13 protein-coding genes are annotated in these 14689 nt (G+C 56.6%); 4 read left to right on the top strand and 9 right to left on the bottom strand.

What is annotated here, in order from left to right:
• Positions 1 to 476: 476 nt before the first annotated feature.
• A complete protein-coding gene (locus tag CU103_RS10465) occupies positions 477 to 1550 on the bottom strand; it encodes a class I SAM-dependent methyltransferase (RefSeq protein WP_106663825.1) in 1074 nt (357 codons plus the stop codon).
• 210 nt (positions 1551 to 1760) lie between these two features.
• Between CU103_RS10465 and CU103_RS10460 the strand changes: the two genes are divergently transcribed.
• On the top strand, positions 1761 to 2819 hold the full coding sequence (locus CU103_RS10460; protein ID WP_106663824.1) for a GlxA family transcriptional regulator: 1059 nt from the start codon (positions 1761 to 1763) through the stop codon (positions 2817 to 2819).
• A 631-nt stretch (positions 2820 to 3450) separates the two neighbouring features.
• Positions 3451 to 4077: an exopolysaccharide biosynthesis protein gene (locus tag CU103_RS10455; protein WP_106663823.1), complete on the top strand. Its 627-nt coding sequence runs from the start codon at positions 3451 to 3453 to the stop codon at positions 4075 to 4077.
• Positions 4078 to 4465: 388 nt separating this feature from the next.
• Here the strand turns inward: CU103_RS10455 and CU103_RS10450 are convergent, their stop codons facing one another.
• From CU103_RS10450 to CU103_RS10430, 5 genes are read right to left on the bottom strand one after another with little or no spacing between them, the layout of a single operon-like run.
• The gene (locus tag CU103_RS10450) at positions 4466 to 5965 is read right to left on the bottom strand and encodes an ABC transporter substrate-binding protein (RefSeq protein ID WP_425350589.1); all 1500 of its coding nucleotides are present in this window, start codon (positions 5963 to 5965) and stop codon (positions 4466 to 4468) included.
• An 11-nt stretch (positions 5966 to 5976) separates the two neighbouring features.
• Positions 5977 to 7740 carry a dipeptide ABC transporter ATP-binding protein gene (locus tag CU103_RS10445; RefSeq protein WP_106663821.1) on the bottom strand — a complete coding sequence of 588 codons (1764 nt, stop codon included), beginning with the start codon at positions 7738 to 7740 and terminating at the stop codon, positions 5977 to 5979.
• Positions 7737 to 8588, bottom strand: a complete 852-nt coding sequence (locus CU103_RS10440; protein ID WP_106663820.1) for an ABC transporter permease — start codon at positions 8586 to 8588, stop codon at positions 7737 to 7739. Before CU103_RS10440 ends, CU103_RS10445 begins: the two co-directional genes overlap by 4 nt.
• Positions 8585 to 9523 (bottom strand): ABC transporter permease, encoded by a 939-nt coding sequence (locus tag CU103_RS10435; protein ID WP_106663819.1) that lies wholly within the window; start codon positions 9521 to 9523, stop codon positions 8585 to 8587. Before CU103_RS10435 ends, CU103_RS10440 begins: the two co-directional genes overlap by 4 nt.
• Positions 9524 to 9565: 42 nt before the next feature.
• Complete coding sequence (locus CU103_RS10430) at positions 9566 to 10459, bottom strand: proline iminopeptidase-family hydrolase (protein ID WP_106663818.1); 894 nt, start codon at positions 10457 to 10459, stop codon at positions 9566 to 9568.
• 144 nt (positions 10460 to 10603) lie between these two features.
• Here CU103_RS10430 and CU103_RS10425 point away from each other — a divergent pair, with 144 nt between their 5' ends.
• Together CU103_RS10425 and CU103_RS10420 are read left to right on the top strand one after the other, a co-directional pair.
• The gene (locus CU103_RS10425; RefSeq protein ID WP_106663817.1) at positions 10604 to 11365 is read left to right on the top strand and encodes a helix-turn-helix transcriptional regulator; all 762 of its coding nucleotides are present in this window, start codon (positions 10604 to 10606) and stop codon (positions 11363 to 11365) included.
• A 98-nt stretch (positions 11366 to 11463) separates the two neighbouring features.
• On the top strand, positions 11464 to 12393 hold the full coding sequence (locus CU103_RS10420; protein ID WP_425350581.1) for a proline iminopeptidase-family hydrolase: 930 nt from the start codon (positions 11464 to 11466) through the stop codon (positions 12391 to 12393).
• A gap of 195 nt (positions 12394 to 12588) precedes the next feature.
• Here CU103_RS10420 and CU103_RS10415 read toward each other — a convergent pair whose 3' ends face one another.
• From CU103_RS10415 to CU103_RS10405, 3 genes are read right to left on the bottom strand one after another with little or no spacing between them, the layout of a single operon-like run.
• Positions 12589 to 13314 carry an amino acid ABC transporter ATP-binding protein gene (locus CU103_RS10415; RefSeq protein ID WP_106663815.1) on the bottom strand — a complete coding sequence of 242 codons (726 nt, stop codon included), beginning with the start codon at positions 13312 to 13314 and terminating at the stop codon, positions 12589 to 12591.
• Positions 13292 to 13951: an amino acid ABC transporter permease gene (locus CU103_RS10410; RefSeq protein ID WP_106663814.1), complete on the bottom strand. Its 660-nt coding sequence runs from the start codon at positions 13949 to 13951 to the stop codon at positions 13292 to 13294. The genes CU103_RS10415 and CU103_RS10410 overlap by 23 nt, the downstream gene beginning before the upstream one ends.
• Positions 13948 to 14619 carry an amino acid ABC transporter permease gene (locus CU103_RS10405; RefSeq protein ID WP_106663947.1) on the bottom strand — a complete coding sequence of 224 codons (672 nt, stop codon included), beginning with the start codon at positions 14617 to 14619 and terminating at the stop codon, positions 13948 to 13950. The genes CU103_RS10410 and CU103_RS10405 overlap by 4 nt, the downstream gene beginning before the upstream one ends.
• Positions 14620 to 14689 lie beyond the last annotated feature (70 nt).

Below are 14689 nucleotides of genomic sequence, written 5' to 3'. Positions count from 1 at the left end.
GCGGCGTCATTGCAACTGTTGTTTCTTCGTCAAAAGATCGCCTGGACTATAATCTAAATTGTGGGGGGCGCTCTATAAAAAGCGGCACTTCGCCTTGGCGTCAGTCGGTATCCATCAATTCGCACGCGGATTGAAGGCCCGCGGCACAAACCGATGTCGCGCAAGGTATAATCATCAAGCTGTTCGAGCAGGCGTTGATCGGACGCGCTTGGCGCGTGATGCCGCCGCACAAACCCGATTGCTCTGGCGAGAAATGATGTATTCATGGTATCGGCCTTTTTTCTATGGTTGCAACAAGCATTGGCGCTGCTGTGACGTCTTTCGGCTTTGCACGGGCACGTTTATCGCTCGCAAATGCGAAGTGGCTGGCGGTGGGTTGATGCGCGCAGGAGAAAGGCGCCGGGGCAGGTTTTCGCACAACCTGTGCCAGCCGATCATGCGCGACGACCCCAGTCGCCTTCCCCTTGACCGAAATATCAGAGACGCGCTTCAAGGATAAGATTGAAAGGCGTCTCGGCAGCACGGCGAAAATGGGCGAAGCCCGCTTTGCGGAATACTTCGGCAAGGCGGGCTTCACCGGCCTGGGCTCCAAGCACCAAGCGACCACCTTCAGAGATCGCGTGGGCGCAGCACATTGTGGTCGATGCAGCGTAGTAGAGTCTGGCCACCGGAGAGACGTTCTCTTCTATACGGTCGTTGGCGAACGGCTCCACAAGCATCACGGTGCCGCCGGGTGCAATCGCGCTGGCGGCGTGTACCGCTGCGGCGAGTGGGTCGCCCATGTCATGCAGGCAATCGAAAAAGCAGATTAGGTCGTAGCCGGTTCCCGGATATTCGTCCGCCCGAGCTGTGGTGAAGGTTGCCCGTGCAACGCCTGCCTCAGCCGCGATCTGCCGAGCCTCGGTCAACGATTGCGCATGTGTGTCGAAGCCGCGGAAATGCGACGCTGGAAAGGCTTGGGCCATCAGCACAGTCGAATGACCATGGCCGCAGCCAACATCGGCCACCAAAGCGCCGGCCCGGAGCTTGTCAACCACTCCATCGAGGGCCGGCAGCCATTGCGAAACCAGGCTGGCGCGATAGGCATTGCGATAAAAGCCTGCGACGCCGCAGTAGAGCCGACCGTCATGATCCCCCCAGGCGATACCTTTGCCGGTTCGGAAAGCCTCCACCGCCTTGTCCTCGTCAAACCACATCGATGCGGGGACCGCCCAGGCGTTGGGGATGAAGACGGGACTCTCCTCGTTGGCAAGGACAAAGGCCTGCTCCGGTGTCAACTCATAGGTGTCGCTGATGGCGTGATAGACAATGTAGCCGCCGGCAACCTGTGAGCCCAGCCATTCGCGCACATAGCGTTCAGCGCAGCCCGTGCGCTCTGCCACTTCGCGTGAGCTGAGCGGGCCGGTCCCTGCCATCGCCTTATAGAGGCCGAGCCTGTTGCCAATGCTTACCATCACACCCCCGTATCCGGCCGACAGATCGCCGACTGCACGCGCGAGGAACGCATCGAGTTTTGCAGGGTCGATTGCCCCGACTTGGATGCTGTCCATGTCCATGTCTCCTGTTAACCACCCCAGAAGGGCCTGAGGCTTGGCAAAGGATTACAGTTGCATTGGCAAAGTGGCAGAGCCACACTGGCCACAATCGGGTCGTTCATGCCACTTGGCATGGCAACATGGTTGAATACCCCCGGTTTCCCAAATGGTGGCACGACCGCAGTGCGGATGTTATTGTGTCGTCCTGTATCCAGGGGATCGGGAATGCTGCCTCACGCCGCCTCGATGACATCGGAGCCAATTCATGTCAGCCTCGTCGCTATTCCCGAGGCGGTCATGTCGACGCTCAGCGGTATATTCGACGTGATGAACGCCTTTGCGATGATACCTGCCTCGGGCAACACCAGGTTTCACGCGCCGCCCTTTCGCGTCGAGATCGTGGGGCTCCGGCCCGGTTCCCTTCAGCTCGCCAGTCGCGTGCCTGTCATGGTGCAGCGTAGCGTCGCCGCACTCGATGCAACCGATATCATCATCGTCCCTTCGATCCTGCTCGAGCCCGGGGGCTGGAAAAAAGGCTGCCATCCGGAACTGGTGAATTGGCTGCGAGCGATGCATCGCCGCGGCGCCATTCTCTGCTCAGCCTGCTCGGGCATTTTCCTGCTTGCCGAGACAGGCCTCTTCGACGGTATGGACGCGACGGTGCACTATGGCTACGCGAGTGCATTCGCGGCTGCCTTTCCTGCGGTGCCAATCCACCCGGAGCGTGTGCTGGTCATCTCGGGCAAACATGAAGACCTCGTCACTTCCGGTGCTTCCATGACATGGCACGATCTGGTGTTGTACCTGATAGGGCGCTATGCCGGTGCGACCGAAGCACAGGCCGTGGCCCGGTTCTTCGCTCTGCAGTGGCATCAGGACGGGCTTGCCCCCTATATCGTGTTCGAAGGGCGCAACGATCATGGCGACCTGGCAGTCCAGGCTGCTCAGGAATGGATCGCCGGGAATTTTCCGGTGGCGAATCCTCTGGAAGAGATGATCCGACGTACCGGACTCTCCGAGCGCACCTTCAAGCGCCGGTTTACAAGTGCAACCGGGCTCAGTCCGCTTGCCTATGTGCAGCGCCTGAGAATCGAGGATGCGAAGCGACGTCTCGAGCGCACGGAGGCTTCGGTCGATGAAATCAGCTGGCAGATCGGCTACGAGGAATCCGCTTTTTTTCGCCGCCTCTTCAAGCGGGTTACCGGCTTGGCACCCGGGGCCTACCGCCGCCGCTTCAAAATTCCCGATTATGCCCAGCCGGGCCTTTCGACCAGACCGCGATAGGCCCACTAGCGGTTGCCAGAGCCATTTACGCACCTAATGCTGACGCTCGATATTTGGACGGCATTTGCACCGCGGCGGCCCAGCACGGCAGCCTTCCGCCGCGAAAGTCGCAACGCGCGCCAAACGCGACTTCACTGAGGTTGCAAAGGCGCTTTGCGGCGTCGATCGTTTATCGAATTCGCCATTTTACTGATCTTGGCATTGATGAGTACAACCAAGGGCCAGCGATAGCGCTTGGAACAGGAGAAGGCTGATCTCTTAGGCAAAGAATCTGCACTTTTTACATGACCCACGGGCTTACTGACGTTTGCGCTGAAAGCCGACGTGGGGCGCCACCGGATCTCTTCGCAATGGATAGTGACGTTAAAGGTGCCGTGAGCGTCATTGCTCAGGTATGACCATAAGCCTTTGGTAATTGGAACATCAATTGAGGATACTAAGCTTTAAGTACGACCCTTGGCCGGAGAAAGTCATACTCCAGCCGCGATTGACATCAAGACTGACAGCAGGCCTGTGTGGAACAGGCAGGAGAAGCCCATCAAAGCGACACATTGACAACAGATCGAAAAACTTTGAACTCATATGGCGTTCAACCGACATAACGATCGGCGACTATACCAGTGGCGGGAATATGAGAGGCGAACACACGGATACCAAACCTCGGGGCACAACGTCCACCCTTCTTCACAACGTGGCCGAGCACGCTGCCCGGGCCGGCAGCATCACCATCGAGGAGATGTTGACCGTGATGGGAAACTCAAGCATCGCGTTCACGATCCTTATACTGTCGCTGCCCGCGCTCGCACCCCTGCCGGGCCCATTCGGCATGGTCTTCGGCAGCTGTCTTGCCATCATCTCTTTGCAGATCACTGTCGGCGCCGAGCATCTGCAACTTCCGCAATTCGTCGGCAAACGCAGACTGTCCGCCGCTACGGTCATCCTTATCGTGCGCTACACCGCTCCAATGATTGCACGGGTGGAGAGAGTGTTGCGTCCCGATAGGCTGCGGACGCTGGCCGGACGCAAAGCTCAGATGATGCTTGGCATCCCGGTCTTCGTTCTAGCCATCATCATCGCGCTGCCTATTCCATTCGGTAACGTCCTGCCTGTCCTTGCGCTTGTCATCATTGCGGGCGCATTGCTCGAACGCGACGGACTGGCGGCCCTGATTGGTGTGGGCGTTGCCATTGTTGCTCTGGGAACCACAGCAGGGCTGATCTATGGTGTCATGTCAGCGACGGATCTGCTTGTCGGCTAATCGCTTGTCATAACTTCAGGCGGGTCGCAAGCATATGTTTGCCCCACTGCAAGGGAACCTGCCCGCATACCAACTCTAACGGATATGCTATAGATCAGGACGCATGACCGGACGGCTCGGCCTCCTGCGCGCGATCGTCATAATAGCCGGCTCGCGCCGGGATGCGTATCCGCTGCTCCTGGAGGCGGCGGGTGATGCATCGGCAGGGCACCCCTTCGCGGGGTGCGGCCTGACATCAGCCCACAGCACGCTCATCGTCCACGGCTAAACCGGGGCACCACCTTCTCCGATCTGTCAAAACGCGGTTTGTTTTGCGAATTCGGCCTGTTTTGAGATCTTGGCAATAAGAGTTGACGGCCAGAGATTTCTCGTATGGCCGTCCGCTTCCTCAGTTTTTCACCGTGTCCTCAAGGAAAAACCTTCCCAATGGATTCTGGTAGAAGTTTTCAATGTTCTTGCGTGTGACGTTGATGTAGGGGCTGTAGTAAAGATCGATCCAGTTGACGTCGTCCTTGGCCATCTTCTGCAAATCCACATACATAGCTTCGCGTTGCTTCGGGTCCTGTTCCAGGCGGGCCGCGGCAACCAGATCCTTGACCTTGTCGTTCCTGTAACGGGTCATGTAATTCATATTGGTATCATGCCCGAGGACGAATGTTGTCTTTTGGTCGGGATCGAGGATGTCATTGGTCCAGTACATGACCGAGATGTCATAATCGCCGGCGATCAGCATGTCCCAGCTCTGGCTTGGATCGACCTTCTGCAGATTGACACTCACTCCGGCTTTCTGCAATTGCTGTTGCAAAAGAACGGCAATCTGTTCATCGGTCTCATTTCCTGCATTGACGACATAGTTGAGCGACAGTGCGCTTGCTCCGGCATCCGCTAGCATTTGTTTGGCTTTTTCCGGATCATAGGGACGCTGAAGATTGCCGGCATAGTGGTAGAGCGAGCCTTTCGGAATATAGGAATAGGCAATCTCACCAAGGTTGAACGTGACAGTGTCAACAATCGCTTTCTTGTCGATAGCCATATCGATCGCCTGGCGGACTTCCTTCTTGGCCAGCGCACCATGTTCGTGATTGATTAAAAGGTGATCTTCACGTGTCGAGGTGTTGATTTCGACATGGAGGTTCGGGTCTTTCTTCAATTCCTCTACGCGGGAAAACGGCACGAAAATTGCCGTGTCAAGCTGGCCGGCCTGGACGTTCAGCATACGGGTGTTGTCATCGGGCACGGAAATCCATTCGACGCCATCGAGTTTCACCCGGTCCGCCTGCCAGAAATTCGGATTCTTCTCCAAAATGACGCGGTCACCGCGACGCCATTCCTTCACGACAAATGCGCCGGACGCGACCGGTTTTTCGGCAAATGTGTCCTCGCCAAGTTCTTCCATAGCTTTTTGCGAAATCACCGATACATTCGGCAATGCCAGGGTCGACAGGAAGGGCACGGATGGCGTTTTGAGCTTGACGACAAGGGTCTTGTCGTCTTTTGCCTCGGCAGTGTCTATGACCTTGTACGAGTCGCTCCAGAGCGAGCCCTCATTGTCACGGATACGCAACAAGGTATAGGCAGCGTCATTTGCCGTTATAGGCGAGCCATCGGAGAACTTCGCGCCACGCATGATGAACGTATAGGTCAGCCCATCTTCAGAGACCGTCCAGCTCTGAGCAAGGCCCGGCTCCAGCTTCGTGCCGGTTTTGTCGACACGCACGAGGACATCAAACACATTTGAAAATACCCAATTGTCAACATTTTGTGCGGATTTGATCGGGTCGAATGTGGTGCTGTCCTCGCGCCTGCCAATGGTCAGCACCCCCTGGGCCTCTGCCATGCTGACACCGAATGTCAACACCGCCAATGTCGTCGCTATGCTGAGACGCATCCATTTCCTGTTCATATCGGAAGTTCCCTTGTTGTTGAGTTCGTGGTGACCGGGTGCTTTAGTCCAGTTGCAAAATCGCTCCGATCGGCCTGAATGGGCTCGGGCAGACGCGGCAACCGCTTGTCGGGATTGATGTCCGGGATCGCACTGATGAGCGCGGCCGTATAGGGGTGACGCGGATTTGCAAAGACCTCTTCGGATAGGCCTTGCTCGACGATATTACCCCGGTGCATGACGACAACCCGCTCACACAGGTTGCGCACAATGGCGAGGTCGTGAGCGATGAAGATCAGCGTGAGGTTCATGCGCTCTTTAAGGTCGCGGAACAGATCGATGATCTGTCGCTGAATTGTCACGTCAAGCGCGGCGACACATTCATCGGCAACAATCAGTTTGGGATCGACCGCCAACGCACGCGCAATGCCGGCGCGCTGGCATTGGCCGCCACTCAGCATGTGCGGCTTTCTGGTAGCAAACACGCGTTCCAAACCAACCAGATCCAGAAGTTCCTGGACCCTTGTGTGGATGCCGTCCGCAGGAACCTTGTTCTGGACCCTGAGAACTTCCGCCAGCATGTCGCCGATCGTCAGGCGCGGATTCAGCGCATTATACGGATCTTGAAACACCATAGCTGTTTGACGGCGCAGTTTTGCCAATGCTCTCGCACGGTGCAGGGCAAGATCGGCTCCGTCGAATGTGACATGTCCGGAAGTGAGTGGTGTCAGGCCGAGTATGGCGCGGGCAAGAGTACTCTTGCCGCTGCCCGATTCGCCAACAATACCGATCGTATCGCCGGGCATGACCTGCATGCTGACACCATTGACGGCGGTGATGACCTTTCCAGAACCGTTGAAGAGACTGGTACCGGAAGCAGGGAACCGCACGACAAGATCATCGATTTCGAGCAGCGGCGCGATTGGCGGTCTGGTTGCATACGGCGATATTTCCAAAGAAAATTCTTTTGACCCATTTTCAGTCCCGGCCGGCATGGAGGGGTGACTGGCGATAAGACTTATCGTGTAAGGATCCTTGGGCGCCGCAAGCACTGATCGCTTCGGTCCGTGTTCCAGCAGTCTCCCCCCGCGCAGTACCGCAATGGAATCGCAAGTCTGTGCGACAATGCCGAGGTCGTGGGTAATGAGGATGATCGACAGCCCACGCTGGTCGCGAATATCCATAAGGAGGCGCAGTATTTGCGCCTGCACCGTCACATCAAGAGCAGTCGTTGGCTCGTCCGCGATCAGGATTTTTGGATTGCAGGAGAGGGCAACGCCGATCATCACGCGCTGGCGCATGCCGCCCGAAAACTCATGTGCGTAATTGTCGTACTGCCGCTTCGGATCGGGCAAACCGACCTGGCTCAGAATCTCAGTGGCGGCTTTCCGTGCATCACGCTTTGAAACACCTTGATGATAACGAATACCTTCGGCGATCTGCTCGCCAACCCGCATCACCGGATCGAGGTGACTGGTCGGATTTTGAAAGATCATGCCGATGTCGCCGCCCCGGATAGCCCGCATGGCCACCTCGTCCAGCCTGGTCAGGTCACATCCCTCGAACATCACCGCACCGGCTGTGACCTCGATCGCGCGGGAGGGGAGCAATTGCACCAGCGATCGGCAAATCATGCTCTTGCCGGAACCGCTCTCACCCACAAGGCCGAGAATCTCGCCCCGTGCAAGGTCGACAGAGACGGCATCGATGAGCGTGCGTGTTTCGCCTGCCAGTCTTGCGGTTATAGTCAACTCCTGGATCGATAGCAGGGGGGTGCTCATTCGCGTACCCCCAGCACTTCGCCAAGCCCGTCACCGAATAAACTGAAACCAAAGGCCAGGACAACGATGGACAGACCGGGAAAAAGAGTGATCCACCAGGCGGTGCTGATAAAACTCTGCCCTTCTGCAACCATGACGCCCCATTCGGCCAACGGGGGCTGAACGCCTAGTCCGAGATAGCTGATTGCCGCTCCGTTTAGCAGAACGAGGACGGCGTCCGACATGGAGAAGACAACGGAGCCAGCGATGGCATTGGGAAGCAAGTGCCGGAACATGATCCTCGCATTGCTGAAGCCTAGGCTCACGGCAGCGACAGCATAGTCGCTGTTCTTCAGGACAAGCATCTGTGTCCGGATAAGCCGGGCATAGGATACCCAACCAACGAGCGCCATGGCGATGTAGAAACTGAGAAGCCCCGGTCCGAGAATGGCTATAATCGATAGCATCAGGACGAGGAAGGGAAAGGCCAGAATAATATCGATCAACCGCATGAAGACGGTGTCGATAATTCCGCCGAAATAGCCGGAGATCGTTCCGAGAACCGTTCCGATGAGGAAGGGAAAGGCCACTCCAATAAAGGCGATTTGAAGATCTATACGCGCGCCCCAGATGATGCGGGACAGGATATCGCGGCCGAAATTGTCGGTGCCGAACGGATGAAGAAATGACGGTGGAACGAGACGTAGATCACCATTTTGGGCAATGGGGTCATAAGGGGCGATCATCGGTGCTGCGATCGCCATGAAAATGAAGAGTCCCAGGATGGCCATGCCGGCGACAAGCGTCAACCGCTGACCCAGCCACCGGCTCCAGCCAATCTTGGCGCTGAAGGCGTGACCGGTGCTCATAGCTTCACCCGCGGATCGATCGTCACTGTCAAAATGTCGGCGAGGAAGTTGACGAGCACTGTGCCGCAGGCAAAGACCATCGCCACACCCTGAACCACCATGTAGTCGCGAGAGAATATGGCGCGCACCAGCAACTGCCCCATGCCCGGGATGGCGAAGACTGTTTCGACGACCACCGTTCCGCCGATCAACCAACCAATATTGACGGCAAGGAGGTTGACCGCAGGAACAAGCGAGTTGGGCAGGACGTGCCGCCAGAATACGATGCTTTCGGGCATTCCGCGCGCGCGCGCCGCGGTTGCAAGATCTGACTGCAACTCAACAACCATGCTGGCGCGTAGGCTGCGGGTCAGGACCGAGGACAGGCACAGGGCGATGGTGAGGCAGGGCAAGATGAGGTGCGCCAGCTTGTCGCCGAAGTTCTCGCCGTAGCCCGACACTGGCACAATGCCGAGTTTGACGCTGAACAAGATTATAAGCATCAGTGCCAGCCAAAATGGCGGAAAGCCAATGCCCATCGTCGAAATGAGGCGGACTGCGTGATCCGGTATGCCGCCGCGGTTGCGTGCTGCAATTGCAGCGAGCGGGATGGCAATTAAAATTGACAGGAAAACACTGCACACGATGAGCGTGATCGTCGGCTCGATGCGGGTGGCGATCAGCTTCAGCACATCGATCTTGTAAAGTATTGATTTTCCCATCTCGCCATTGGCAAGGTTTTTAAGAAAATAGAAATATTGCAGCCACAAGGGCTCATCCAGACCATACTGCGCGCGAATGTTGGCGATTGCCGCGGGTGTGGAACGGGCGCCAAGAAGAACCCTTGCCGGGTCGCCGGGAATGAGCCGCACCAGGATGAATGTGATCAGGCTGACGCCAAAAATAACGGGCAGAAACTGCAGGGGCCGATAAAGGATGAATTTATAGCGGTGCATTGTTGCGCGCCCAGTGATTTGTTTGAAGCAACATTGCCCGATTCATAGCGCCGTCCTGTGGCGCGAGAGAAAGTCTAGAAGAACTGGATAATAGCTCTGCGGTTGTTCATAAAATGGCATGTGGCTCGCATTGGCGAAGACTTTCAATTCGGCATCGGGAAGGGCAAGCTTCATGCGCAAGGCGCAGGCGGGTGTAAGCTCATCGTTTTCGCCGACGGTGACGAGCGTTGGAACTGCTATTTTGGGAAGGTCTGCAAGCCGGTTCCAGTCTTTCAGATTGCCGGTGTAGAGAAACTCATTGGGACCTTGCATTGTGCCGTACGGATCCATGTTCCAGTCATCCAGCGAGCGTTTTACCGGTGCCGGCCAGTCGGCCAGCCGGCAGACATGCCTATAATTGAGGATGGTGATTGCCGCCATATACTCCGGATGATCGAGTGTTCCCTGCGCCTCGTGCTTGTGCATCATGCCAACCGTCTCGGAACCGAGTGCTGATCGCAGGCGCTCAAGCTCCGAGATCAGATGTGGCATGTCGGCAACCGTGTTTTCAAGGATGAGAGTTTTCAGGTTCTGTGGATAGGCGAGGGCATAATCAATAGCCAGCCAGCCGCCCCAGGAATGGCCGAGCAGATGCACCTTGCCAAGACCCAGCGCCTTGCGCACAGTTTCCGTCTCTTCGACGTATCGGTCGATTGTCCACAGCGAAAGATCTTGCGGACGATCGGATTCACCGGTGCCTAGCTGATCGAAGGCCACGACGCGATAGCCGTTGTCAGCCAGACAGGAGTGGGCTTCGCGCAGATAGTCGCATGGCAAACCGGGGCCACCATTGAGGCAGAACACCACCTCATCGCCAGCACCAAAACTGTAGGCGATGACACGATAGCCATCGACTTGCACTTCGTGCCGCTGGTCCGGCTTCATTTCACGCCACATTCAGCTGTCTCCGAAGGATCTTTAGCCTTGCTCAAGATTTGAGCATGGCTAATTTTTAGATATATCCGCACTCAACACCAGCTATAAGAAGTGATAGGGTCTCCCCAGGCGGATTGCCTGAGTTTCTGATTGACAGGCACACGGATGCTAAACGATATCGATCACATCAAGGGGCAGTTCACCGCGCGGGAGACGCTGGAAGGAAGGATCGATGAAGCGTTCGAGGCGATGAAAGCCTTCGGCTTCGATGCGCTCATATACGATTATACGCCAGTTCCGTTCGACCACGACGGTGCCTTGATGATACCGTCGCTGCTCAAACTGAGGAATATCTCGGATGAAATGCGTGAATACTGGTGCGAAAGGGAATATTTCCGCATCGATCCGGTACAACAGCAAGCCATCGGGACAACCACGCCTTTTTTCTGGAACTACAGCGCCGAAGCGGACACGGTTATTAACCGGTTCATGAACGACGATCATGCGCCGGTCGTACACTATCTGCGCGAGCGCGACATGCTCTGCGGGACAACAGTTCCGATTCATTTGCCTCGCGGCGACTATGCGACCGTGACGGGCGTCCGGTTTGGTGCAGGCAGGGGCTACGAACGCGATGCTGCCCGTCATATCGCCGATTTCGGTCTGCTGGCGCATGTGTTCCACGAGGCGGCATTTTCGGTATTCGATGAGGAGACGCGAAGCTGTGCCACCGTTCATCTGACCGCAAGGGAACGGGAGTGCCTGCGTTACTCGGCAGATGGCCTCTCCGCCAAGGAAATCGCGCGCCATATCCAGCGTTCCGTGCCCACAGTCGTTATGCATCTCAATGCGGCGGCTAAAAAACTCGGAGCAAGAAACCGGGTCCAGGCGGTTGTTCGTGCTGCCCATTACCGGTTGCTCGATTAGAGCGGACCTCATCCTATAACTTATGATAGCTGCCTTGCGCGTTCCCGGCACGCTATCCTTTTCTCCATTGTCTGCAATTGATGGAGAAAAATTTGCAAATGGTCAGTTCAAAGGAAGGTTATCTGCCCTTTCGCGACTACCGGACCTGGTACCGCATAACCGGGTCACTTGACTCTTCCTCTTTGCCACTGGTGGTCATTCACGGCGGACCCGGCTGCACGCATGACTATGTCGATTCATTTAAACATCTTTCGGCCGCTAGCGGCCGAGCCGTCATCCATTACGATCAGCTCGGCAATGGCTATTCGACCCGTTTGCCGGAAAAAGGCGCGGATTTCTGGACGGTCTCATTGTTCCTCGAAGAGCTTGATGCATTGCTGAAACATCTTGGTATTGAAGACCGTTATGCCCTCCTCGGCCAGTCGTGGGGCGGTATGCTTGGCGCCGAGCACGCTGTGCGCCAGCCCGACGGGCTGAAGGCTCTGATCATTGCCAATTCCCCTGCCTCCATGCACACCTGGGTTGCAGAAGCCAATCGCCTGCGTCGTGAGTTGCCAAAAGAGGTCCAGGCCACTCTTGTAAAGCACGAACAGGCTGGGACGCTGACAGACCCTGAATACCTTGCCGCGTCACGCGTCTTTTACGATCGTCATGTTTGCCGGGTGGCGCCATGGCCGCAAGAGGTCGCACGGACATTTGCCATTATGGACGAGGACTCCACAGTCTATCGCAATATGAACGGCCCGACGGAATTCCATGTCATTGGAACACTGAAAGATTGGACAATTGTCGATCGCCTGAACCGGATCAAGGCACCGACACTCGTGATATCGGGACGCTATGACGAAGCTACGCCAGAGGTTGTCAGACCCTATGTCGAAAACATATCCGATGCCCGTTGGGTCGTTTTTGAGCAGTCCAGTCACATGCCGCATGTCGAGGAAAAAGAACTGTGCCTTGGGACGGTCGCAGAATTTCTGGAATCCAGCGATTTGCGTGAGCGCTCAGATCCATATCGTCGGAGCTAGCGTTCCTCGCATTGGGCTTGAAACAGAGCTCTGCCAGGCACTGCAGCCATCAGCCTTGGTGCATGGGGTTCGCAGCTCTCTATTGGAAACACAGGGCTGCAGCCAGCCTAAATCCAACGCAATATGTCAAAGCGGATCGGGTCAATATTCCCTCTAACAATGGCCATCATGCTCTCCACCGAATATCCGGCCATATTAGTGCACACCAAGAAACTGCCTCAACTCCGGCGTCTTGGGATTGGCGAAGACCCCTTCTGGCGGCCCGATTTCGTGCACGCGGCCCTGGTGCATGAAGACGACGCGCGAGCAGACGTCGCGCGCGAATTTCATCTCATGGGTCACCATCAGGAGGGTCATGCCCTCGGTGGCAAGCTCGCGCACGACCGCCAGCACCTCTGACACCAGTTCCGGATCGAGTGCCGATGTAATCTCGTCGCAAAGCAGCGCGATCGGCTGCATGGCCAGGGCCCGGGCGATCGCTACACGCTGCTGCTGACCGCCGGAGAGCTCGTCTGGATAGGCATCGAATTTGTGCCCGAGCCCAACCCGCTCGAGCATTTTGCGAGCCATTGTTTCCGCTTCAGGCCTCGGCGTTTTCTTGACGACAGTCTGCGACAGGATGACATTGCCGCCAACGGTCAGGTGCGGAAAGAGGTTGAACTGCTGAAAGATCATTCCGACCTTCAACCTCAACGCCTTCAGATGCAATTCATCATCAATGAACTGCGCGCCAGCCACGGAAATCGAGCCGTTGTTGATCGTTTCAAGCCCATTGATGCAGCGAAGCAGCGTCGATTTTCCGGATCCGCTCTTGCCGATGATGGCAATCACTTCCCCCGGTTCGACATCGAGATTGATGCCTTTCAGGACCTCGGTTGAACCAAAGCTCTTCCTGACTTCAGTGATTTCGATGAGCGACATTGAGCTTCCTTTCCAGAATCTGGCTGCTCTTGGATAATGGCCAGCAGAGCGCGAAATAGATGAGAGCAACAAGCCCGTAGATGGTGAAGGGCTGAAAGGTTGCATTGGTTACGACCGTTCCGGCCTTCGACAATTCGACGAAGCCAATGATGGAGGTCAGCGCAGTACCCTTGACGACCTGAACGGAAAAGCCGACCGTCGGCGGTATGGCGACTTTCAATGCCTGGGGGAGGATAATGTAGCGCATCTGCTGGAATCGACCCATGCCAAGGCTGGCAGAAGCCTCCCATTGTCCCTTGGCGACCGCCTCGACACAGCCGCGCCAGATTTCAGCAAGAAAGGATGCGGTCCACAAGATGAGAGCCAGTCCGGCAGCCAGCCATGCCGGCACGTCGATCCCGAAAAGTCCAAGCCCAAAGAAGGCAATAAAGAGCTGCATCAAAAGCGGCGTGCCTTGAAAGAGCTCAATGTAGTATCTGGCGAAACCGCGCAGTGCCTTGCGCTTGCTTATGCGCAGGAACAGAAGAAGCAGTCCGGCTGTGCCGCCGCCCACGAAGGAGACGAGCGACAGGAGAACCGTCCAGCGCGTTGCAAGCAGCAGGTTGCGGATAATATCCCAGGTCGTGAATTCGATCATCGTGCAAGCCTCCCTGGAAAAATAACCCTCCCAAGGATGCCAAGAACCTGCCTGAGCAGGATCGCCAGCACGAGATAGATCGCCGTCGAGACGATGTAGGCCTCGAAAGCCCGGAACGTGCGCGATTGGATGAAGTTGGCGGCAAATGTCAGGTCCTCGGCGGCGATTTGCGACACGACCGACGAGCCGAGCATGACGATGACGACCTGCGAAGACAATGCCGGCCAGATGCGCTGCAGTGAGGGCACGAGCACGACATGCCTGAAGGTCTCAAAAGGTGTCATGGCCAGACTCGCGCCAGCCTCGAACTGACCCCTGGGCGTCGCCTGGATGCCCGCCCGGATGATTTCGCAGCTATAGGCTCCGAGATTGACGACCATGGCAATGTTGGCGGCAGTGAGTTCGTCAAGCTGTAACCCGAGGGATGGAAGGCCGAAGAAGATGAAAAAGAGCTGGATCAAAAAGGGTGTGTTCCGGATAAGTTCGACATAGCCCGCCACGACGGGTTTTAGCCATGCGGGCCCAAGAGCCCGGGTCCAGGCGCAGATGATGCCGAGCGAAATGCCGAGCACTCCTCCGATCGCGATAAGCTCGAGAGTGATCAGGATACCCTTGAGGATTTGCGGGTAGTACTGAAGCAGCCAGCTAAATTCAAAATGATAGCTCAAGAGAATGCCCCCTGTTTTGGCCGATGGCAGCCTTGTCATCCCACGACGAATTGTGGGACGACCCGGCCAT

It is taken from the genome of Phyllobacterium sophorae, assembly GCF_003010965.1.
In the GTDB taxonomy this organism is placed as follows: domain Bacteria; phylum Pseudomonadota; class Alphaproteobacteria; order Rhizobiales; family Rhizobiaceae; genus Phyllobacterium; species Phyllobacterium sophorae.
The sequence above is the reverse complement of the archived record's forward strand: the minus strand, read 5'-3'. Positions and strand labels throughout refer to the sequence as shown.

What these genes read in the sequence shown, in the direction of transcription:
- CU103_RS10430 (WP_106663818.1), bottom strand. Translation starts at nt 10,459, where the DNA reads ATGTGGCGTGAAATGAAGCCGGACCAGCGGCACGAAGTGCAAGTCGAT.
- CU103_RS10440 (WP_106663820.1), bottom strand. Translation starts at nt 8,588, where the DNA reads ATGAGCACCGGTCACGCCTTCAGCGCCAAGATTGGCTGGAGCCGGTGG.
- CU103_RS10445 (WP_106663821.1), bottom strand. Translation starts at nt 7,740, where the DNA reads ATGAGCACCCCCCTGCTATCGATCCAGGAGTTGACTATAACCGCAAGA.
- CU103_RS10420 (WP_425350581.1), top strand. Translation starts at nt 11,464, where the DNA reads ATGGTCAGTTCAAAGGAAGGTTATCTGCCCTTTCGCGACTACCGGACC.
- CU103_RS10435 (WP_106663819.1), bottom strand. Translation starts at nt 9,523, where the DNA reads ATGCACCGCTATAAATTCATCCTTTATCGGCCCCTGCAGTTTCTGCCC.
- CU103_RS10450 (WP_425350589.1), bottom strand. Translation starts at nt 5,965, where the DNA reads ATGCGTCTCAGCATAGCGACGACATTGGCGGTGTTGACATTCGGTGTC.
- CU103_RS10415 (WP_106663815.1), bottom strand. Translation starts at nt 13,314, where the DNA reads ATGTCGCTCATCGAAATCACTGAAGTCAGGAAGAGCTTTGGTTCAACC.
- CU103_RS10425 (WP_106663817.1), top strand. Translation starts at nt 10,604, where the DNA reads ATGCTAAACGATATCGATCACATCAAGGGGCAGTTCACCGCGCGGGAG.
- CU103_RS10455 (WP_106663823.1), top strand. Translation starts at nt 3,451, where the DNA reads ATGAGAGGCGAACACACGGATACCAAACCTCGGGGCACAACGTCCACC.
- CU103_RS10410 (WP_106663814.1), bottom strand. Translation starts at nt 13,951, where the DNA reads ATGATCGAATTCACGACCTGGGATATTATCCGCAACCTGCTGCTTGCA.
- CU103_RS10460 (WP_106663824.1), top strand. Translation starts at nt 1,761, where the DNA reads ATGCTGCCTCACGCCGCCTCGATGACATCGGAGCCAATTCATGTCAGC.
- CU103_RS10465 (WP_106663825.1), bottom strand. Translation starts at nt 1,550, where the DNA reads ATGGACAGCATCCAAGTCGGGGCAATCGACCCTGCAAAACTCGATGCG.